15 protein-coding genes are annotated in these 20,841 nt (G+C 66.8%); 7 read left to right on the forward strand and 8 right to left on the reverse strand.

The features are described 5' to 3' along the window. Window positions 1-162: 162 nt before the first annotated feature. From KPL74_18730 to KPL74_18745, 4 genes are all read left to right on the forward strand, one after another. Window positions 163-3,237, forward strand: a complete 3,075-nt coding sequence (locus KPL74_18730; protein QWT19767.1) for a TonB-dependent receptor — start codon at window positions 163-165, stop codon at window positions 3,235-3,237. A 285-nt stretch (window positions 3,238-3,522) separates the two neighbouring features. Next, on the forward strand, window positions 3,523-4,365 hold the full coding sequence (locus KPL74_18735) for a DUF1481 domain-containing protein (GenBank protein QWT19768.1): 843 nt from the start codon (window positions 3,523-3,525) through the stop codon (window positions 4,363-4,365). Between the two features lie 213 nt (window positions 4,366-4,578). After that, window positions 4,579-4,950: a hypothetical protein gene (locus KPL74_18740; protein QWT19769.1), complete on the forward strand. Its 372-nt coding sequence runs from the start codon at window positions 4,579-4,581 to the stop codon at window positions 4,948-4,950. A 25-nt stretch (window positions 4,951-4,975) separates the two neighbouring features. Next, window positions 4,976-5,335, forward strand: a complete 360-nt coding sequence (locus KPL74_18745; GenBank protein QWT19770.1) for a hypothetical protein — start codon at window positions 4,976-4,978, stop codon at window positions 5,333-5,335. Window positions 5,336-5,411: 76 nt separating this feature from the next. Here the strand turns inward: KPL74_18745 and KPL74_18750 are convergent, their stop codons facing one another. The 5 genes from KPL74_18750 to pepN form a co-directional block, all read right to left on the reverse strand. Beyond that, window positions 5,412-7,208 carry an autotransporter domain-containing protein gene (locus tag KPL74_18750; GenBank protein QWT19771.1) on the reverse strand — a complete coding sequence of 599 codons (1,797 nt, stop codon included), beginning with the start codon at window positions 7,206-7,208 and terminating at the stop codon, window positions 5,412-5,414. A 200-nt stretch (window positions 7,209-7,408) separates the two neighbouring features. After that, a complete protein-coding gene (locus KPL74_18755) occupies window positions 7,409-9,760 on the reverse strand; it encodes an RNA-binding transcriptional accessory protein (protein QWT19772.1) in 2,352 nt (783 codons plus the stop codon). A gap of 104 nt (window positions 9,761-9,864) precedes the next feature. Then, window positions 9,865-10,644 (reverse strand): RDD family protein, encoded by a 780-nt coding sequence (locus KPL74_18760; protein QWT19773.1) that lies wholly within the window; start codon window positions 10,642-10,644, stop codon window positions 9,865-9,867. Window positions 10,645-10,702: 58 nt separating this feature from the next. Beyond that, entirely contained in the window at window positions 10,703-12,577 is a 1,875-nt protein-coding gene (mnmG, locus tag KPL74_18765) for a tRNA uridine-5-carboxymethylaminomethyl(34) synthesis enzyme MnmG (protein QWT19774.1), read from the reverse strand. A gap of 480 nt (window positions 12,578-13,057) precedes the next feature. Next, the gene (gene pepN / locus KPL74_18770) at window positions 13,058-15,706 is read right to left on the reverse strand and encodes an aminopeptidase N (GenBank protein QWT19775.1); all 2,649 of its coding nucleotides are present in this window, start codon (window positions 15,704-15,706) and stop codon (window positions 13,058-13,060) included. A gap of 70 nt (window positions 15,707-15,776) precedes the next feature. Here pepN and KPL74_18775 point away from each other — a divergent pair, with 70 nt between their 5' ends. From KPL74_18775 to KPL74_18785, 3 genes are all read left to right on the forward strand, one after another. After that, complete coding sequence (locus KPL74_18775) at window positions 15,777-16,781, forward strand: hypothetical protein (GenBank protein QWT19776.1); 1,005 nt, start codon at window positions 15,777-15,779, stop codon at window positions 16,779-16,781. After that, a complete protein-coding gene (locus KPL74_18780; protein ID QWT19777.1) occupies window positions 16,778-17,722 on the forward strand; it encodes a pyridoxal-phosphate dependent enzyme in 945 nt (314 codons plus the stop codon). The genes KPL74_18775 and KPL74_18780 overlap by 4 nt, the downstream gene beginning before the upstream one ends. 164 nt (window positions 17,723-17,886) lie before the next feature. Further along, window positions 17,887-18,435, forward strand: a complete 549-nt coding sequence (locus KPL74_18785; GenBank protein ID QWT19778.1) for a DNA-3-methyladenine glycosylase I — start codon at window positions 17,887-17,889, stop codon at window positions 18,433-18,435. 4 nt (window positions 18,436-18,439) lie between these two features. Here KPL74_18785 and bioC read toward each other — a convergent pair whose 3' ends face one another. The 3 genes from bioC to KPL74_18800 are packed head-to-tail and all read right to left on the reverse strand — an operon-like array spanning window position 18,440 to window position 20,837. Beyond that, window positions 18,440-19,330 carry a malonyl-ACP O-methyltransferase BioC gene (gene bioC, locus KPL74_18790; GenBank protein ID QWT19779.1) on the reverse strand — a complete coding sequence of 297 codons (891 nt, stop codon included), beginning with the start codon at window positions 19,328-19,330 and terminating at the stop codon, window positions 18,440-18,442. After that, window positions 19,327-20,100 carry a pimeloyl-ACP methyl ester esterase BioH gene (bioH, locus tag KPL74_18795; GenBank protein ID QWT19780.1) on the reverse strand — a complete coding sequence of 258 codons (774 nt, stop codon included), beginning with the start codon at window positions 20,098-20,100 and terminating at the stop codon, window positions 19,327-19,329. Before bioH ends, bioC begins: the two co-directional genes overlap by 4 nt. Next, a complete protein-coding gene (locus KPL74_18800) occupies window positions 20,097-20,837 on the reverse strand; it encodes a sulfurtransferase (protein ID QWT19781.1) in 741 nt (246 codons plus the stop codon). The genes bioH and KPL74_18800 overlap by 4 nt, the downstream gene beginning before the upstream one ends. Between the last annotated feature and the right edge of the window lie 4 nt (window positions 20,838-20,841).

A 20,841-nucleotide genomic window follows, 5' to 3' on the forward strand; every position in this document is an offset into this window, starting at 1 on the left:
GGGAGCAGGTCTCAAGGGGAGCGTTGGCGCCACTCTGGGAGGAGTTGGAACCTTCGCGAATCACCCCGGAAACATGCACCCCAAGGCCGAAACTTTTTTCTGGCCTTTGGCTGGTTTTGCACGTTTTCAGGCCCGGTTGGGCCGATCTGGGGAGATTTGCACATGAGTTCTAGCAGCACCCGGCAGGCCTTGCGCCTGCGTCGTTCCTCGTTGGCGCTCGCGCTGGCGATGGGTATGGGCCTGACCGGCACGGTCTACGCCCAGGCCACCACCGGCGGCATCTTCGGTACCGCTGAAGCTGGCGATACCGTTCAGATCGTCAGCCCGACCGGTGTCACCCGCACCACCACGGTCGACGAGCGTGGCAAGTACTCGTTCAACAACCTTCCGCTGGGCGCCTACACGGTGAACCTGATGAAGGGTGGCGCCACGGTCGACACCCGCAAGGATGTCGAGCTGCGCGTGAACGCCGGCACCGACGTCTCGTTCGCCGCGGCAGCCGCTTCGGCCGCCAACGCGTCGAACCTCGAAGGCGTGACCGTCGTCGGCACCTCGCTGCCGCCGATCGACGTCTCCTCGGTCGACTCGCGCACCGTCATCACCCAGTCCCAGCTCAAGCAGCTGCCGCTCGGCCGTACGGCTGAAGCGATCGCGCTGCTGGCGCCGGGCGTGTCCCAGGGTGCGACGGGTTCGGGCTTCTCGAGCCCGACCGGCCAGGCGCTGATCTCCTTTAGCGGTTCGTCGATCAGCGAAAACGCCTATTACATCAACGGTATGAACACCACCGACCCGGTTGCGGGCTACGGCGGCATGGTTCTTCCGTATGGCGCGATCGACCAGCAGGAAATCCTCACCGGTGGTTACGGCGCCCAGTACGGCCGTTCCGACGGTGGCGTGATCAGCATCGTGGGTCGTCGCGGTACGAACGATTTCCACTTCGGTGGCCAGATCCTCTGGACCCCGGATTTCGCCAAGGCCGATCCGATCAATGCGAAGTATCCGTCGAGCTCGCGCCTCGATGGCAATACCTACCGCTATCGCAACAACAACAAGGATTGGGAAGCCGTTTACTCCGCGTATGCGGGCGGCCCGCTGATCAAGGACACCCTGTTCGGCTTCATCGCCGTGGAAGGTGCCAAGCGTGAAGGCTCCAACGTGTCCGCCGCTTCGGCGAACCGCGACACGGAGTACACGTACAAAGATCCGAAGATGTATGCCAAGTTCGATTGGAACATCAACGACAGCAACATCCTCGAGCTGACCGGCGCCAGCTACAAGCACGACTACAACGGCTCCATCTACGGCTTCGATAACGTCACGCGTACGCGCGGCGATTACCAGTCGCAGGACACGGTCTCGAACACCAAGCAGACCATGTGGCTGGCCAAGTACACCGGCTACCTCACCGACAGCCTGACCCTGACGGCGCAGTACGGCAAGCAGGACACCAAGCTGTACACCCAGGCCGGCAGTGCCGATCCGAACCTGATCGACATCCTCGGTCCGGAAGACCAGAACCCGGCCTACACCGGCGGTTTCCCGAACGGCATCACCAACGCACAGAACCTGCTCACGGTCGCTGACCCGACCCACGAGAGCAAGGTCACCAACTACCGCGTCGACCTGTCGTACGTGCTGGGCGACCACACCATCTCGGCCGGTATCGACAACCAGAACAGCGTCGACATCAACGACGGTGAGTCGATCTACGCCAACGCCGGCTACGCATGGAGCTACGGCGCCGTGACGCAGGGCACCCCGATCGCGGCGGGCCAGGTCACGCCTCCGGTTGGCACCCCGTACTACGTTTCCGAGTACCGCCAGCAGACGGCCGCCACCGTGCGTGTCCGCCAGCGCGCGCAGTACATCCAGGACGAGTGGCAGGTGTCGGATACGGTCAAGCTCTCGCTCGGCCTGCGTAACGACCAGTTCACCAACTACAACGGCAGCAACGAAGCCTACATCACCCAGACCAAGCCGCAGTGGGCCCCGCGCCTCGGCGGTACCTGGGACGTGTATGGCGACAGCAGCTTCAAGGTGTACGCCAACGCTGGCCGTTACTACCTCGCGCTGCCGCTCGTGCCCGCCCTGCGCGGTGCGTCGGGTTCGCTGCTCACCAACGTTTACTACAGCTACACCGGCATCGATCCGGCCACGGGTTACCCGACCGGCCTCACCCCGCTCAACACCACGAGCGGCGCTGGCGCACAGATCTCGGCTAACAACGAGTTCGGCCAGGCGAAGGATCCGAACATCGTCACGGCACACGGCCTGAAGTCCGAGTACCAGGATGAGTTCATCGCCGGTTTCGACAAGGCCTGGGGCGACAACTGGGTCTACGGTGCGAAGGCAACCTACCGCAAGCTCGGCAACGCGATTGACGATTATTGCGATACGTCCTCGGACCAGGATCCGCCGGGCCGCTTGCAGCAGCTCTTCACCGCAGCCGGTTCCAACATCGACCTGGCTTCGGCAGGCGTCAGCTGCTACCTGTTCAACCCGGGTCGCGCCAACACCTTCCTCGCCCCGAACGGCGATGGTGGTTACGAGAGCCTGCACGCGACGAACGCCGACCTCGGCTTCCCGCACCTGAAGCGCCACTACTACGCCCTCGAGCTGCACCTGCAGCGCAACAAGGGTGAAGGCAAGTGGTGGGGCAACGTGAGCTACGTCTACTCGAAGCTCTACGGCAACAGCGAAGGCCAGGTTGACTCGGATGCCGGTACGCGCAGCGATCCGTCGGTCACCCAGGCGTGGGATAACGCCCCGCTGATGGTGTACTCGAACGGCAAGCTGGCCAACGACCATACCCATGCACTGAAGGCTTACGGTGCTTACGAGATCACGCCGGAATGGCAGGTCTCGGGCAACATCGCCATCGTGTCGGGTGCGCCGCGCAACTGCTACGGCCCGTTCGGTCCGGATCAGATCGACGCAGGCTACGGCACCACCGCGTACCACTGGTGCAACGGCCAGCCGTCGTCGCCGGGTGACGTGGGTCGCAACCCGATGACCCACCAGGTCTCGGCTGCGCTGGCCTACCGTCCGGAGTGGGCGCAGGGTCGCCTCGGCTTCACGGCCGAAGTCTTCAACCTGTTCAACGAACAGAAGAAGACCCAGTCTGACCCGTACCTCGGTCCTACCGGCGAAGCCGGTGCCCCGCGCGCGACGTACAACGTGCCCATCGCGTTCGAAACCCCGCGTTACTTCCGCTTCGGTGTCACCTACGACTACTGATCGCGGTTAGGGTAAGAAAAAGAAAAACGCCACCCCCGGGTGGCGTTTTTTTTGACCGGGCATCTTTTTTATTGTTGTAAATCAGCTTCTTACGCGGGTCGCCACGATCTAAACGGCAAATGCGACGCCGATCTCGCTTCGGAAGACGGATTTCCTTGCCCGCTTGACTTTTCCACGGCCGTTTTTGCCGGTATGCTCCGTCGTTCCCCCCGGAAGTCCTTGCGGGCCATGCGCTTGCGTATCTTCCGTGATCCACACCCTTTCCGTTTCATACGAGGCTCGACCATGCGCAGGATCTTCTTGTCGCTCGCATCCGTGACCGCCCTGGCGCTTGCCGGCTGCGGTGGCGGTTCGGACAACAACGGCCAGCAGGCCGCCGCCGGTGGCGATGCCGCTGCCGCCAACAACGTCACCGGTACGGTGTCCCTGCGTGATGCGGGCGCCCAGCTGTCGCCGGACGCGAAGCTCGAGCTCAAGCTGGTCGACGTCACGACCCAGGGTTCGCAGCCGCTCGCCACGAAGTCGATCGCGCCGGTCACGCTGCCGCAGCAGTTCCAGCTCGACTTCAATGCGTCGGACATCAATCCGAACAACATGTACATCGTCGAAGTGTCGCTGCAGGACGGCGAGCGCCACTACTCGGCGCCGCTGAAGACGCCGGTGCTGACCAAGGGCGCGAAGAACGTCGCCAACATCCAGCTCGTCGGCGAAGCCACGCCGGGCGAGAAGGAGCTTGCCGGCTACGAGTCGGTCAAGAAGAACATCGGCGGCATGAAGGTCACCCAGGGCACCGCGCTGAAGGAAGGCGAGTCGCGCGGCTGGCAGATCTTCAAGAAGGGCAACGATGTCCAGTTCATCATCGAGCTGGTCGACTACGGCGACAAGGGCTTCACCTCCACGAACTACGCTTACAAGAACGGTAAGCCGTGGGTCATCGTGCAGGAAAAGAAGCCGAGCAAGGACGGCAAGCCGACCTCGACCCAGCGCGCAGGCTGGAACGACGCCGGTGAACTGGTGCTCAAGCAGAACCAGGCGGGCAGCAAGGTCGAAGACCTCAGCGATGCCGATGCCAACAGCCTCAAGAGCCAGGCTGAAGCCATGTACTCGAAGGCTGGCGGCAAGAAGTAATCACGCCACGCGGCCTTCGGGTACGCAGCGCGAAAAAGAACGCCCCCGTCTGGGGGCGTTTTTTTTTGCTGATTTTGCGTAGGAAATGCCCTGCATCGCGCGGGGCATTCGCTGACATCACTTTGAGAACATTCCTACGACAAATGAGATAAAGCGCGGCTACCGTCGTCGTAGGAATTCGCCCCGCAAGGGGCACGCGTCGGGAGTGAACGTATGAAGATGTTGGTTGCCGGCCTGGTTGGCCTGCTTGGCGTCGGGGCGCTATCCCTGCCGCAGGTGGCGGAAGCATTGCCCTCAAAAGTGAACTCGTACGTGTTCTACAGCGGCTCACAGGTCGTGGGCCAGTCGATTCTTTATTGCAACGGCGTGCAGCAGCATTGGGGTGATGCGCGTTCGAACAACCTCGCCAACGCGGTCAGCGTGACCTTCTCATGTAGCTCGGGCGAGACCACCCACGTGGCGTACCCCGCTGGACTCGATCCGTCCGCGAAGGCGAACTTCTGCTCGCAGTCCGGCCTTTGCGAAGTGGGCCCGTGGCCGGTGAATGGCGCCGGCACGTTGCAGAACGGCCTCTATTCCGACTGACCCCACCGCGAAAAGGAAACCACGTATGAAAAAGCTAATGATGGCGATCGCGGTCGCGGGCTTGTTCGCCGCGGGCACGGCGCAGGCGCTCCCTGGCGAAGTCACCGCGTATTACTACTACAGCGGCACGCAGCTGGTAGGCCAGTCGCTGCTCTACTGCAACAACGTGACGCAGCATTGGGGCGACGCACCCGCCAACGGCTTCCAGAACGCCGTTGCCGTGACCTATGCCTGCACCAGTGGCAAGGCCACCGACGTCGCGTTTCCCGCGAATGTCGACCCCTGGGTTCGCACCAACTTCTGCAGCACGCAGGGCAGCGCGTGCACTGTCGGCCCGTGGCCGAGTGCGGGCGTCAACATGCTGCCGGGTCGCTATTCGAACTAAGGCTGGCGCCACCACCGCGGCAAAGAAAAACGCCGGCATCTAGCCGGCGTTTTTTTGTTGCGCGTGGCGGTCTTGCTTAGAACGCGAGCTTTACGCCGAGCTGCAGGCTGTTGAGCTTCTGCGTGTCGTCGCCGAAACGGCCGCTGTAGCTGGCCCAGCCGCTCCAGCTCTGGTTGAAGTCGGCGGAGATGCCGACGTCGGCCGTGACCCAGTTCTTGTCGGGCGTGAAGCCCTGCAGTTCGAACTTGCCGCTCATGTTGGTCAGGCCGGCGGTGATGTAGCGGTCGTCGGCACGGCCGTCGTGGTTGTAGGCGACTTCGGCGAACGGATGGACCACGGTGTTGCCGGTGGCCCACGAACCCTGCACGCGCCAGCCGGCGGTTTCGATGCGGGCGTTGCGGATCTGCTTGCCGAAGGTCATCGCCGTGCTGGTGTTGTTGCGCTCGGTGTAACCGAACACGCGCAGCTGCTCGAACTCGACCGTGGCGAATGGGCCGGTCTTCAGCGATTCGCTACCGAACCACCAGCCGCCGGTCAGGCCGCCGCCAACGTGCGAACCGTCGGTCTTGCCGGTTTCGGTGCGACGCGCGGTGCCCAGGTCGATGCGGCGGTCGATGTCGGTGAAGCTCAGCTGGCCGAAGCTGGCGAAGCCGCCGACGTAGCCGCCACCGTTGTGATAGAAGGCGTAGCCGGTGCCGGCGACGTCCTGCATCTTGTAGCCGCCACCGCCCTGGAAGTCGGCGTTGGCCTGGGTCAGGCCCAGCGCGACGCCGGCGCTGACGTGGTCGCTGATGCGTGCATCGGCGCCGATGGTCAGGTTGACGTTGTCGCTGTCGGTCTTCGGCGAATTGTCGGTGTCCTTGTACTTCTGCTGGCCGTAATCGGCCGCCACGAACACGCGCGAATCGGCGCCGAAGTTGTCGGCGATCATCTGGTTGCGCAGCACGCGCATGTGCGCGGCGTCGGAGGCCAGGCCGGCTTCACCCAGCAGCGAGATCTTCTTCGGCGCTTCGAGCACCGAGATCGCGTACTGGCCGAGCAGGGCGTGCGCCGCGGTGGTCGGGTGGATGCCGTCGGCGAACAGCCAGGTGTTGGCAGCGTTCGGGTCGCGCAGGGTGTTCGGCGAGCAGGTGATCGAGCTGGCCGTGGTGCAGGCCGGGACGGTCACGTTGGTGAAGCCGTAGGCTGCCGGGTTGGCGATCACTTCGTTGAGCAGCGAGTAGGTGTCGATCGACACGATGCCCTTGTTGGCCGTGGCCAGGCCACCGGAGAGCACGCCGTTGTACAGCTGCGACAGCGACGAGATGCTCGACGCCGCGGCGGCGCCCGCCGACTGGGCGGCCGGGGTCTTGCCGATGTCCGGCAGGTTGAAGACGACGATGGTCTTGGCGCCGGCGGCCTGGAGGGCCTTGATCTGGCCGACTTCCTGCTGCGCGGCCGTGCCGACGATCACCTGGGCATTGGCCGGGTTGCTGGTCGCGGCCAGGATGTCGTTGGCGCCGATCCACATGGTGTACAGGGCGTTCGGGTCAGCCTTGCCGCCGTTGGCGGTCAGGTACTGGGTGATCTGTGCCGAGGTGGCCGGCACCGGGTTGGCGACGCCTGCGCGGGCGCCACCGAAAGCGTAGTCCGTGCCGCCCTGCAGGGAGGGGGTCAGGGTCAGGTTGAAGTACTTCGCGATGTTCTCGACCGCCACCGTGCCCGGGTTGGTGGTGAAGCGGGTGATCACCGGCGAGCCGGACAGGATCGCGACGTTGCCGTTATCGCTCAGGCTGTCGCCGAACGACACGACCTGCTGGTACCCGTCGGCGTGCGCCCCAGCACTGAACAGAAGGGCGGCACCGATGGCGCCTGCAAGATGGCGAATACGCATTTGGAATCACTCCGTGTGTGGGGCGTTAGAGAATCGTTACGGTACTGGAAGCCATACGGCGGCGCATGCTGCGGCGCCGCAGGGTTTCTGCAGGGTTTGGGGTGTATGGCACGCGGATCGCGCGCAGGCGCGCTCCTACAGGGGGGGCGCGCTGCATTTGTGGGAACGCGGCTGCGCGCGATCCCACGTCCCCTTAGGCGTCAGCGCTTGAGAGCTTTCGAAAAAGCATCCGCAAATGCGCTGTTCGCCGGCGCCGGTGCCGCCTTGGGCGCAGGCGCACCCCGGCCACCGCCGTTGCCACCGCCGCCACCCGGGCCACGGCGGTTGCCGCCGGTGCCGGCTTCGTCGCGCTGGCCGCCGGGGCGGCCGGTGCGGGCTTCGCCGGGCACGTCGTCCAGGCGCATGCTCAGGGCGATGCGCTTGCGCGGCAGGTCCACTTCCATGACCTTGACCTTGACGATGTCGCCGGCCTTCACCGCATCGCGCGGATCCTTGACGAAGGTGTGCGACAGCGCCGACACGTGGACGAGGCCGTCCTGGTGGACGCCCACGTCGACGAACGCGCCGAACGCGGCGACGTTGGTGACGCGGCCTTCCAGCACCATGCCGACCTTGAGGTCTTTCAGGTCTTCCACGCCTTCGGCGAAGGTCGGGGCGATGAACTCCGGACGCGGATCGCGGCCCGGCTTCTCGAGTTCCTTCAGGATGTCGCGGACGGTCGGGACGCCGAACGTCTCGTCGGTGAAATCCTCGGCCTTGAGGCCGCGCAGGAAGGCCGTGTCGCCGATGACCTGCTTCACTTCGCGACCGCACTGCTTGAGGATTCGCTCAATCACCGGGTAAGCCTCGGGATGCACCGAGCTGGCATCGAGCGGATTGCTGCCGCTGCTGATGCGCAGGAAGCCGGCGCACTGTTCGAAGGCCTTGTCGCCCAGGCGCGGCACCTTCAACAGCTCCTTGCGGCTGCCGAACGGGCCGTTGGCGTCGCGATGCTTCACCACGTTCTCGGCCACGCTGGAGGAGAGGCCGGCGACGCGCGACAGCAGCGGGGCGGAGGCGGTGTTGACGTCCACGCCCACGGCGTTCACGCAGTCTTCCACGCGCGCATCGAGCGCGCGGGCCAGCTTCACCTGGTTCACGTCGTGCTGGTACTGGCCCACGCCGATGGCCTTCGGCTCGATCTTCACCAGTTCGGCGAGCGGATCCTGCAGGCGGCGCGCAATCGAGACGGCACCGCGGATCGACACGTCGACGTCCGGGAATTCCTTCGCGGCCATTTCCGAGGCGGAGTACACCGACGCACCCGCTTCGCTCACCACGACCTTGGCGAGCGCGAGTTCCGGATGCTTGCGGATGACTTCGCCCGCCAGCTTGTCGGTTTCACGCGACGCGGTGCCGTTGCCGATCGCCATCAGGTTGACGCCGTGCTGCTTGCTCAGCTGCGCGATGCGCGCGATGGACTGGTCCCACTGGTTGCGCGGCTCGTGCGGATAGATGGTGTCGTAGGCCAGCAGCTTGCCCGTGGCGTCGACGATGGCCAGCTTGCAACCCGTGCGGATGCCCGGATCCAGGCCCATGACCGTCTTCGCTCCCGCCGGGGCGGCCAGCAGCAGGTCTTTCAGGTTGTCGCCGAACACGCGGATCGCTTCGTCTTCGGCGCCTTCGCGCACGCGGCCGAACAGGTCCAGGGTCAGGTGCAGGTGCAGCTTCACGCGCCAGGTCAGGCGCACGGTTTCGCGCAGCCATGCATCGGCCGCGCGGCCCTTGTTGATGATGCCTGCGCGCGCCGCGACGCGGCCTTCGCCTTCGGCGTGGCCCTGCTCGGCATCCAGCGCGGGGTTGAGGTCGATCTCGAGCACGCCTTCGTTACGCGCACGCATCAGCGCGAGCAGGCGGTGCGAGGGGATCTTCGAAACCGCTTCGGTGTGGTCGAAATAATCGCGGAACTTCGCGCCTTCGTTTTCCTTGCCGGCGACGACCACGGCGCGGATCTGGCCCTTTTCCCACAGCCAGTCGCGAAGCTCGCCGACCAGCGCCGCGTCTTCTGCGATGGTTTCCATCAGGATCGCGCGGGCGCCGTCCAGCGCGGCCTTGGTGTCGGCCACGCCCTTCTCGGCGTCGACGAAGCCGGCGGCGAGGTCTTCAGGGGTTTGCGTCGGATCGTCGCGCAGGCCCAGCGCCAGCGGCTCCAGGCCAGCCTCGCGGGCGATCTGCGCCTTGGTGCGGCGGCGCGGCTTGTACGGCAGGTAAAGGTCTTCCAGGCGCGCCTTGGTATCCGCGGTGAGGATGTCGGCCTTCAGGCTGTCGGTCATCTTGCCCTGCTCGACGATGCTGTCGAGGATGGCGGCGCGGCGGTCTTCCAGCTCGCGCAGGTAGCGCAGGCGCTCTTCGAGAAGCCGCAACTGGGTATCGTCGAGGCCGCCGGTCACTTCCTTGCGGTAGCGGGCGATGAACGGCACGGTGGCGCCGCCATCGAGGAGATCCACCGCTGCGCGCACCTGTTCGGGCTTCGCGGCGATGTCCAGGGCGATACGTTGTTCGATGCTCTGCATGTCTGTCCTGTGCGTTGCTCAGCCGGCCGGAACGTCGGGCCGGGACCGCCGATGATAGCAAGCACGGCAGCCCAGCCGGCCAGGCGGCCGGCCGGTGGATGGCGTCAGGCGTCGAAGCTGCCGCCCGTGCCGTTGCGTGGGGCAACGGGAGCGCGGGCGTCGGCGCGCCCCGTCAGCACGTAGGTGCCGGCCAGCATGTCGTGGATGCCCTGCTTGCGTTCGGAGAACGCCGCGGTGACGTAGAACACCAGCGGCAGGAACACCGCGATGAACGGCACGGCATTGGCCAGCCGGATGAGGTTGCGGCCGAGCGCGCGGCTCATGGTGAGGCGCTGGCCTTCGGTGTTGGTCACGCGGATGCCCACGGCCAGCTTGCCCGGCGTGGCCTGCCATTTCGACGCTTCGAACAGCACGTAGTACGCAAAGCCGATGACCAGCACGACATAGCTGATCGGCCGCACTTCTTCCATGTACTGCGCCATCGCCGCCGCCTGGTCGGTTTCCAGCTGGGCGAACAGCGTGGTGATGGCGTGCTGGAAGCCCATCGCCATGGCAATGAAGGTCGCAGGAATGGTGATGATGATGTAGTCGATCACCCACGCGCCGAAGCGCAGCCAGAAGCCGGCGTATTCCGGCTGCACCACGTCGTCGACGTAGCCCATGAACGGGGGCGGGGCGGGCGGCGCGGGCGGCGGCTCCGCACTGAAGGTGGCAGCCGCGGGGCGGTCGTCCGGGAACAGTTCGCCCAGGGGGCGCCAGTCGACCATGCCCTCATGCCAGCCGAGCTCATCCGTGCGGTAGGTGCCATCGCGCAGCCCTTGCCGGATGTCGTCCTCGGGATAAGGGCCAAACCGCTCGCCGTCGCGTCCGATCCACACTTGCATGGGTGTCATCCGTAGTCATCGCAAAACCTCGGGCGATGATGCCACACGCGGTTGACGGCTAGGCTGCGCGGCGCTTCAGGTGCACCAGCAGCAGGGAGATCGCCGCCGGGGTGACGCCACTGATCCGCGACGCCTGGCCGATCGTCGCCGGCAGCGAGCGCTTCAGCTTGGCCAGGACCTCGGCGGACAGCCCACGCACCCTCTCGTAATCGAAGTCGCCCGGGATCGACGTGGCTTCGTGGCGGCGCTGGCGTTCGATCTCGTCGCGCTGGCGCTCCAGGTACCCGGAATACTTGGCCTGCACTTCGACCTGGGTCGCGACCTCGGCGTCGGTTACCGCGGGGCCGAGCTCGGCGACGGTGGTGAGCTTCGCGTAATCGAGTTCGGGCCGGCGGAGCAGGTCGAGCGCGTGCGTCTCGCGGCTGACCGCGATGCCCAGCGTGCGCTCGATGGCGGCGCCCAGCGCATTGGTCGGCGCAGCCCACAGCCCGCGCAGCCGCGCCGTCTCGCGTTCGGCCGCCTCGCGCTTGGCTTCCAGCCGGCGGAAGCGCGCCTCGGGCACGACGCCGCGTGCGAAGCCTTCCGGAGTCAGGCGCAGGTCGGCGTTGTCTTCGCGCAGGTGCAGGCGATATTCGGCGCGCGAGGTAAACATTCGGTACGGCTCGATCGTGCCGTTGGTGGTGAGGTCGTCGATCAGCACGCCCACGTAGGCTTCGTCGCGACGCGGATACCACGGCGCCTCGCCACGGACGGCCAGCGCGGCGTTCATGCCGGCGATGAGGCCTTGCGCGCCCGCCTCTTCGTATCCGGTGGTGCCGTTGATCTGGCCAGCGAAGTACAGGCCCGGCACGCCCTTGGTTTCCAGCCACGGATGCAGCCCGCGCGGATCGAAGTAGTCGTATTCGATCGCGTAGCCGGGGCGCGTGATGTGCGCGTTGGCAAAGCCGGGGATCGAACGCACGAGGGCGTACTGCACGTCGAACGGCAGCGAGGTAGAGATGCCGTTCGGGTAGATCTCGAACGTATCGAGGCCTTCGGGCTCGACGAAGATCTGGTGCGACAGCTTGTCGGCGAAGCGCACCACCTTGTCCTCGATCGACGGGCAGTAGCGCGGGCCCACGCCTTCGATCTGCCCGCTATACAGCGGCGAGCGATCAAGCGAGCCGCGAATCAGCTCGTGGGTGGCTTCGGTGGTGTGGGTGATCCAGCAGCTGACCTGGCGCGGGTGGTCCGCAGCCGAGCCCATGTACGAGAAATGCGGCATCGGGTCGTCGCCCGGCTGTTCCTCGAGCACGCTGTAATCGATGCTGCGACTGTCGATGCGCGGCGGCGTGCCGGTCTTCAGACGATCGGCGGCGACGGGGAGCTCGCGCAGCTTGGCGGCAAGCGTGGAGGCCGGCGGATCGCCCGCGCGGCCACCGGCGTATTGCGCGGGGCCGATGTGGATCTTGCCGGCGAGGAAGGTGCCGGCGGTGAGCACGACGGTGGGCGCGTGGAAATCCAGGCCCATCTGCGTGCGCACGCCGACCACGCGGCCATTCTCCAGCAACAGGTCGTCGACCGCCTGCTGGAACAGGCGCAGGTTGGGCTGGGTTTCGACGATCGAACGGATGGCTGCCTTGTACAGGGCGCGATCGGCCTGGCAGCGCGTCGCCCGCACGGCGGGGCCCTTCGATGCGTTCAGCGTGCGCCACTGGATGCCGGCGAGGTCCGCCGCGCGGCCCATCGCACCACCGAGGGCGTCGATCTCCTTGACCAGGTGACCCTTGCCGATGCCGCCGATGGCCGGGTTGCAGCTCATCTGGCCGATCGTTTCGATGTTGTGGCTGAGCAGCAGCGTGCGTGCGCCCACGCGGGCAGCCGCCAGCGCGGCCTCGGTGCCGGCATGGCCGCCGCCGACCACGATCACGTCGTAGGTTTCGTTATGGATCATCGGGATGGGTCGCGCGCAGGAAGCCGGGTGGTTATTTTAGCGCCAGTTGCCCGGGCGCGGTGCCATGTACTTGGCACGAATGCTGCTTCCTTTATCAGGCACTTCCACCGGGCAGACGCTGCGCGACATACGCGCGCCGAGATTGAGCGACAGGGGTTCGATCGCGTGCCGGGGGAAGGAAGCAGGATGTGGGCAAGGATGCCCCATTCGGTTCAGGAATGAGATCTGGCGCCCGGCGGTCTCAGGAACAGGGGGAATCCAGGATGACCGTGCTGCCGGGCGCCAGAAACCGAAGTGATTGGCACGAATAGCCGCGGCCCCTGCCGCGGCTTTCTTCGTTGGAAAGAACACTACACCGAAGCGATGAACCGTGTGTGACTTTTTCGTCAACGAGCGACTCTAATTCGGCAATTGGTGACGCACAGCGTCAGTTTTCTACATATCCACGGTGTAACCGTGAAAACGCTCACACTTCCGCGCCTAGCCCAGGGCGACCCGGGCCAGGATATCGGTGAGGTCGCGGGATAGATCCTTGCGCGCCGCCAGTTCGGCGACCACCGCGTGCGCGGCTTCCCGGCGGGTCGGCTCGAGCCGCTTCCAGCCATTGAACGCCGTGGCCACGCGGGCCGCGACCTGCGGGTTCAGCGCGTCGATCGCTACCAGGCGGTCCGCCAGCCAGCGATAGGCCGCACCATCGGCACGGTGGAAGCCGGTCGGGTTGGCCCGGGCAAAGGTACCCACCAGCGCCTGCACCCGGTTCGGATTCTTCAGGGTGAACGCCTCGTCGGCCTCCAGGGCCTGGACGCGGACCAGGGCGGCATCGCCCGGCAGCTGGGCCTGCGCGGCAAACCACTTGTCCAGCGCCAACGCGTTGCCGTCGTAGCGTTCGCGGAAATGGACCAGCGGCTGGTCCGCCGCCGACGCATCCGCCACGGCAAGGGTTGCCAGTGCCGCCAGCCGGTCCGTCATCGACGGTGCATCGGCGTACTGGGCGCTGGCCAGGGCGACGCCTTCCTTCGCATCCAGCAGGGCGAGCAGGTCGAGCACGCGGCGCTTGAGCTGGCGCCGGGCCTGGCTGGCAGCGTCGAGTCCGGCGCTGGCCTGGCGGCGCAAGGCGTCGTAGCGGGACAGCAGGGCGGCGTGGCCGATCGCCGACGCGAGCGCGCGGAGCAACGCCTGGCGGGTCGCGCGAATCCGCTCCGGATCACGTTCGGGCTGGCGCTCGACCAGTTCGATTTCGCCCGGTGGGGTCAGCAGTTCCGCCAGCAGGGCGTCGTCGATCGAGGCATCGCCGAACAGGCCGGCCAGCGCCTCGGTCCACGCGGTCACGGCGGCGCCATGCAGATGGCCGTCACGGCACGCGTCGTAAGCCAGGCCTGCGAGCTGCTGGCCGGCATCCCAGCGGTTGAAGCCGTCCGGGTCGTGGCGCAGCAGCAAGGCCAGTTCTTCCGGCGCGTATTCGCATTCCAGGATCACCGGCGCCGAGAAACCACGCAGCAGCGAGGGCACCGGCGGCGTATCGATGTCTTCAAAGACGAACACCTGCTCGGCCGCGGACAGCACGAGGGTGCGTTCGGCTGGGCCGGCCACCGCTTCGCCTTCGAGGCGCAGCGGCAACGCGCGGCCGTCGGCGCCGAACAGCGAGAGCCGCACCGGCACCGGCAGGGCTTGTTTGTTCGGCTGGCCGGCGCTGGCCGGCGTGCGCTGGCGCAGCACCAGGCGATAGCGGCGCTTCGCCGCGTCGTGTCGTCCATCCGCGCTCAGGCGCGGGGTGCCGGCCTGGCCGTACCAGGCGAGGTAAGCGGACAGATCGACGCCGTTCGCATCGCCCAGCGCCTTCAGGTAGTCCTCGATGGTGGCCGCATCGCCGTCGTGGCGCTCGAAGTACAGGTCCATGCCCTTGCGGAAGCCATCGTGGCCGAGGTGGCCGGCGATCATGCGGACCAGCTCGGCGCCTTTCTCGTACACCGTGGCGGTGTAGAAGTTGTTGATCTCGGTGTACTGCGAGGGCCGCACCGGATGCGACAACGGGCCGGCATCTTCGGGGAACTGCGCACGCCGGAGCAGCGCCACGTCTTCGATGCGCTTGAGCGGCACCGAATTCTGGTCGGCGGAGAAGCTCTGCTCGCGGAAAACCGTCAGGCCTTCCTTCAGACTGAGCTGGAACCAGTCGCGGCAGGTGACGCGGTTGCCACTCCAGTTATGGAAATACTCGTGCGCGACCACGGCTTCCACGTGGCGATACTCGTCGTCCGTGCTCGAATCCGCATCGGCCAGCAGGTACTTCGCGTTGAAGATGTTGAGGCCCTTGTTCTCCATCGCGCCCATGTTGAAATCGTGGGTCGCGACGACGTGGAAGACGTCCAGGTCGTAATTGCGGCCATACGCCTGCTCGTCCCAGCGCATCGAGCGGACGAGCGAATCCATCGCGTAGTCGCAACGGTCGATGACATCCGCCTCGGCCCAGATATGCAGCCCGACCTGGCGGCCGTCGGCCGTCGTGTAATCCTGGCTGATCCGCTCCAGGCGGCCAGCGACCAGCGCGAACAGATAGCTCGGCTTCGGGTGCGGATCGACGAAGCGCGCCCAGTGCCGGCCGCCCTCGAGCTCGCCTTCGCCGTCGGGATTGCCGCCGGCCAGCAGCACGGGGAAGCGCGCCTTGTCCGCGCGCAGCGTGACGGTGTACGTCGCCAGCACGTCCGGGCGGTCGGGGAAGAAGGTGATGTGGCGGAAGCCTTCGGCCTCGCACTGCGTCAGCAGGAAGCCGTTGTCGCGGCTTCCCGAAAGGTAGAGCCCTTCCAGCGCGGTGTTTTCCGCCGGACGCAGCGCGGAGCGCGTGGACAGCGTGCAGCGGTCGCCTTCGACGCCCACTTCGAGGATGCCGTTCGCGAAGATGTATTCGCCTTCGCCGAGGCGGCGGCCGTCGACCTGTAACTCCAGCAGTTCCACGCCTTCGCCGTTCAGCCGGATCGGCTCGTCGGCCTGGCGGACCATGTGCAGCGTGGCAAGCACGTCGGTACGGTCGATGCCGAGGTCGAACTCGAGGTCGACATGCTCGACGGCCCAGGCGGGCGGCAGGTAGTCGGTGAGGCGGATGACGGCGGTGGGGGCGTCGGAACGGTCGCTCATGGCTTGGGACATCGTGATGCGGGCTCTGGCAGGCTAACATGCGGCCAGATTCGTCAAAAGGAACCCTGCCATGTCCCGATTCAGCGTAACGCGCTCGTCCCTCGGTGCCCAGGAACTGGTTGTCCTGCTCGACTCCGATGAAGGCCGCGAGGTGCGGATCGCCCGCCAGGGCGCCACCGTGGTCTCCATCACCGTGACCGGCCGCGACGGCGAGCACTCGATCACCGACGGCTTCCGCGACGAGGCGGAGCTGGTGCCGCACAAGGGCTCGCGCTTCGCGATCATGACCCCGTTCGCGAACCGCGTGAACGATGCGCGTTACACGTTTGAAGGCACGTCCTACGATTTGCAGCCAGGTGCCGTCGGCGCGGACCGGGCCATTCGCCACGGCTTCCTGCGCGGGGTGCAGTTCGACGTGCTGCGCGAGCACGCCGACGACCAGCACGCCACGGTGACCTTCGGCAGCAAGGCGATCCGCCCGGGCGTGCATCCGGGTTACCCGTTCGCGCTGGATTTCACGGTCAGTTTCACCCTCGACGAGAAGGGCCTCGCGCTCGAGGCGCACACGCGCAACGTCGGCGAGCACGCCGCGCCGACCTTCTTCGGCTGGCACCCGTACTTCCGCATCTCGCAGAACCCGATCGAAACCTGGGAACTGGAAGTGCCGGCGGAGAAAGTGATTGCCGCCGACAAGGATTTCATCCCGGTGCCGGGCACGCGGGCATGGCAGGCCATCGACAAGGTCGATCCCTCGCTCGATTTCCGCAAGCCGCGCCTGATCGGCGACGTCGCGTTGAACAACACTTACGCCGACCTGCAGCTCGACGCGGATGGCCGTGCACGCACGCGCCTGCGTGACCCGAAGACCGGCACGGCGATCGCGGTGTGGCAGGAGAAGGGCGTGATGCTGGCCTTCACCTCGGACACGGCCGATCGCGATGCGCGCAAGTCGGTGGCGCTGGAGCCGATGGAGTGCATCCCCGACGCGTTCAATCGCGACGACTGCACGCCGCTGCTGACACTGGCGCCGGGCGACGAGCGTCGCTTCGCCTGCGGCGTGGAGTTCGTTGCGTGATGTTGCCGTCGTATGCCGAGGTGCGCGACGCCGCGGCACGCATCGCGCCGTATGCACGGGTCACGCCTGCCTTGCAGAGCGATGCCATCGATGCGCGGATCGGCACGCAGGCGTGGTTCAAGTGCGAAAACCTGCAGCGCGGCGGTGCGTTCAAGTTCCGCGGCGCCAGCAATGCCGTGTGGTCGCTCTCCGACGAGGAAGCGCGGGCGGGTGTCGTCACGCATTCGTCGGGTAACCACGGCAATGCGCTGGCGATGGCGGCGCGCACGCGCGGCATCCCCGCGCACGTCGTGGTGCCCGAGGGCGCGGTGCAGGCCAAGGTCGATGCGATCGTCGCCGCGGGTGCGATCGTCCATCGCTGTGCGCCGACGACCGCGGCGCGCGAGGCGAAGGCGGCCGAGCTGGTCGCTTCCACCGGCGCCACCCTGGTCCATCCCTATGCCGATCCGCGGGTGATGGCCGGGCAGGGCACCCTGGTGCCGGAGCTGTTGCAGCAGGCGCCGGGGATCGACACCCTGCTGTTCCCGATCGGCGGCGGCGGGCTGGCCGCGGGTTGCTCGATCGCCGCGCATGGGATCGATCCGGCCATCGTCCTGTTCGGTGCCGAGCCCGAGGGCGCCGACGACGCCGCGCGTTCGCTCGAGGCCGACGAGCGCGTCGGTCCGTTCACCCCGCATACGATCTGCGACGGCCTGCGCACGCTGGTCGGCGAGCCCAATTTCCACGCGCTGCGCGATCATCAGGTGCAGGTGCTGCGGGTCAGCGACGACGAAGTGGTCGCGGCGATGCGCCTGCTCTGGTCCGAGCTGCGCATCGTCGTGGAGCCATCCAGCGCGACGACCCTGGCGGCCATGCTGCGTTATCCGGACCGGTTCGCAGGCCGTCGCGTCGGCGTCGTGCTGACCGGTGGCAATGTCGACCTGGATGCGTTGCCCTGGTGAGTTGAGCGCGGGCGCGGCGTTGTAGGCGCCGCCCAATCGCACCGCTGGCGGTCTACGACGCGCGCCTTTCGCCAGCGCCTACGCATCGGGTTGTCCGGCCCGGACATAAGCGCAGCCAACGCATCGATACGCTCTTCACCCCTTCCGCGGTGACGAGGTGACGCATGCGTTGTTCCTGGGCTGACCACAGCGACATCGAGCGTGAGTGGCACGACGAAGAATGGGGGCAGGTCGTCCGCGAGGACCGCCGCCTGTTCGAATACCTGGTGTTGAAAGGCGCGCAGGCCGGGCTGGCCTGGCGCACCGTGCTGGGCAAGCGGCGCGCCTATCGCAGCCTGTTCCACCACTACGACATCGAACGCATCGCCGGGATGGGCGACGACGAAATGGCGCGCATCATGCTGAATCGCGGGGTCATCCGCCATCGCCTGAAACTGGCCTCGGTGCGTTGCAACGCGCGCGCCGCGATGGCGATGGCGGCGCGCGGCGAGTCGATGTCCGAGTTGCTCTGGTCGTTCACCGGCGGCGAGCCGCTGGTCAATACGCACGTGCGCCCCGACGACGTACCCATGCGCACCGAAGTCTCCGATCGCATGGCGGTCGCGCTACGCCGGCGTGGTTTCCAGTTCGCCGGCACGGCGATCTGTTACGGCGTGATGCAGTCCGCCGGCATCGTCAACGATCACCTCATTACCTGCGACCGGTACCACTGAGGTGTCAGCCGAACGGGTTCTTCCGGCGCGAGCCACGCAGCTTGTCGATGGAGAAGCTGGCGATCTCGCCACCGCCTTCGCGACGGGACTGGCCTTCCGGCGGGCCCCACGCATGCGCGGTCACCACTTCCCACGTCGACGGGATGGTGCCTTCGGTGCGCATGGCTTCGTAGGCATCGAGCATGCGCTTGTAGTGCTGCTTGCCGGTGAGCCCGCGCAGGCGTCCCGCATCGGCGTTGTTGGCGCCGAGGCCGCGCAGTTCGTCGAGCAGGGCGCGCGGCGTGGGATAGGTCAGCGTGTAGCGTTCGGCGAACAGCACCGGGTCCTTCAGGCCCTGGGCGAGCATCGCATCGCCGATGTCGTGCATGTCGAGGAAGCGGGCCACGTGGGCATGCTCGTCTGCGGTGGCCCATGCGGTACGCAGTTCGACCAGCGTGTCCGGTCCGAACGACGAGAATGTCAGCAAGCCACCCGGTTTCAGCACGCGCGCGCATTCGGCGAACAGCCGCGGCAGGTCTTCGCACCACTGGAAGCACAGGTTGGAGAACAGGATGTCGACGCTGTTGTCCGGTACCGGCAGCGTGTAGGCATCGGCCTGGACGCGGCCGAACGGCTTGAGCCAGCCCGCGTGCTGCTTCGCCTGGCGGAGCATCGGCAGCGCGAGGTCGACGGCGACGACCTGCGCCTTCGGGTACTTCTTCTTCAGTGCGGCCGAGCCGCGGCCGGTGCCGGCGCCGACGTCGAGGATCAGTTCGGGGGCCTGCGGGAACGCGTCGAGGCGGTCGACCAGGGTGGCCTGCACCTCGCGCTGGAGCGCGTCGTGCTTTTCATACGTGCCGGCCGCGCGACCGAAGTTGCGGCGGACCTGGCGGCGATCGAAATGGAAGTCGCTCATGCGGGGGTGTCGGTGAACCGTGTGAGGACATCCGCCAGTTCGGCGGCGTGTCCGATGAAAGGGGCGTGCCCGGCGTGGGCCAGCTCGACGAAGGAGCCGCCGGCGGCCGAGGCCGACCAGCGCATGGCGTCGGGATGGACAATGCGGTCGCGGCGGCCGGCAATCCAGAGGCTGGGTACCGTGAGGCCAGGCAAGGCGGCCCGCAGGTCGGTATCTTCGAGCAGGCGCAGGCCTTCCATCAGCACGCGCGGGTCCGGCTCGCCGCGCGCGTACGCCTCGGCCATCAGCCGGCGGGTCTCGCCGCGCGGGTCTTCGCTGCCCATGGCCTCCAGCGCGATGAAGCGGTCGACGGTGGCCTTGTAGTCGGCGTCGAGGTCGGCGGCGAGCTTGCGGACCATCGCTGGATCGTTGCCGTGCGGCCAGTCCTCGCCACGCACGAACCGCGGGGTGGCGCTGACCGGCACCAGCCGCTGGACGGCGTCCGGATGATCCAGCGCCGCGGCGAGTGCGACCAGGCCGCCCATCGACCAGCCCAGCCAGGTGGCCGGCGGCGTGTCGGCGATGATCGCTTCGGCGCAGGCGCGGGGATCGAGCGGGATCGACGCGTCGCGTGAGCGGCCGTGTCCCGGCAGGTCCACCAGGTACATGTCGCAATGCGCGTCCAGCGCCTCGGCCAGCGGGTGCAGGATGCCGCCGTGCATGGCCCAGCCGTGGATCATCACCAGCGGGATGCTGCCGCTGCCGCGACGCTCGATGTACAGGCCGCTCACGGCGACGCGTCGCCGGGTGCGAGCGCAGGATCCACCGTGCCGCGGCCGTCGAACACGAAGCAGTCGCCGCGCCAGTGCGCACCGCCGACTTCCTCGAAGTACTTCAGGATGCCGCCTTCGAGCTGGTAGACGTGGTCGATGCCGATCTCGCCCATGTGGATGGCCGCCTTCTCGCAACGGATGCCGCCGGTGCAGAACGAGACGACGGTCTTGCCCTCGAAGCGCGCGCGATCCGCGGCGACGGCATCGGGAAAGCCGGTGAAGCTGGAGAGACCGTATTCCACGGTGTTTTCGAAGGTGCCGGCGGCGACTTCGTAATCGTTGCGGGTGTCCAGCAGCACGACTTCGCGCCCCGCGTCGTCGTGGCCCTGGTCGAGCCAGCGACGCAGGTCGGTCGGCATCACGTGCGGTGCGCGTCCGGCTTCCGGGCGGATCGCCGGCGCACGCATCGTGATGATTTCCTTCTTCAGGCGCACGCGCATGCGCCCGAACGGCACGTCCTCCGACCAGCTTTCCTTCGGCGTGATGTCGGCGAAGCGCGGGTCGTCGTGGAGCCAGGACATGAAGGCATCGACCGCATCGCGCGGCGCGGCGAGGAACAGGTTGATGCCCTCCGGCGCCAGCAGGATCGTGCCCTTCAGCGCGAGCGTCGCACAGGTCGCTTCCATCCGCTCGCGCAGGGCGGCGAGATCGTCGAGGGCGACGAACTTGTAGGCGGAAATATTGAGGATAGACATGGGC

It is taken from the genome of Bacillus sp. NP157 (genome assembly GCA_018889975.1).
In the GTDB taxonomy this organism is placed as follows: Bacteria; Pseudomonadota; Gammaproteobacteria; order Xanthomonadales; family Rhodanobacteraceae; genus Luteibacter.

Coding starts and splice junctions, on each gene's coding strand:
- KPL74_18730 (QWT19767.1), top strand. CDS start 163: ATGAGTTCTAGCAGCACCCGGCAGGCCTTGCGCCTGCGTCGTTCCTCG.
- KPL74_18735 (QWT19768.1), top strand. CDS start 3,523: ATGCGCAGGATCTTCTTGTCGCTCGCATCCGTGACCGCCCTGGCGCTT.
- KPL74_18740 (QWT19769.1), top strand. CDS start 4,579: ATGAAGATGTTGGTTGCCGGCCTGGTTGGCCTGCTTGGCGTCGGGGCG.
- KPL74_18745 (QWT19770.1), top strand. CDS start 4,976: ATGAAAAAGCTAATGATGGCGATCGCGGTCGCGGGCTTGTTCGCCGCG.
- KPL74_18750 (QWT19771.1), bottom strand. CDS start 7,208: ATGCGTATTCGCCATCTTGCAGGCGCCATCGGTGCCGCCCTTCTGTTC.
- KPL74_18755 (QWT19772.1), bottom strand. CDS start 9,760: ATGCAGAGCATCGAACAACGTATCGCCCTGGACATCGCCGCGAAGCCC.
- KPL74_18760 (QWT19773.1), bottom strand. CDS start 10,644: ATGCAAGTGTGGATCGGACGCGACGGCGAGCGGTTTGGCCCTTATCCC.
- mnmG (QWT19774.1), bottom strand. CDS start 12,577: ATGATCCATAACGAAACCTACGACGTGATCGTGGTCGGCGGCGGCCAT.
- pepN (QWT19775.1), bottom strand. CDS start 15,706: ATGAGCGACCGTTCCGACGCCCCCACCGCCGTCATCCGCCTCACCGAC.
- KPL74_18775 (QWT19776.1), top strand. CDS start 15,777: ATGTCCCGATTCAGCGTAACGCGCTCGTCCCTCGGTGCCCAGGAACTG.
- KPL74_18785 (QWT19778.1), top strand. CDS start 17,887: ATGCGTTGTTCCTGGGCTGACCACAGCGACATCGAGCGTGAGTGGCAC.
- bioC (QWT19779.1), bottom strand. CDS start 19,330: ATGAGCGACTTCCATTTCGATCGCCGCCAGGTCCGCCGCAACTTCGGT.
- KPL74_18800 (QWT19781.1), bottom strand. CDS start 20,837: ATGTCTATCCTCAATATTTCCGCCTACAAGTTCGTCGCCCTCGACGAT.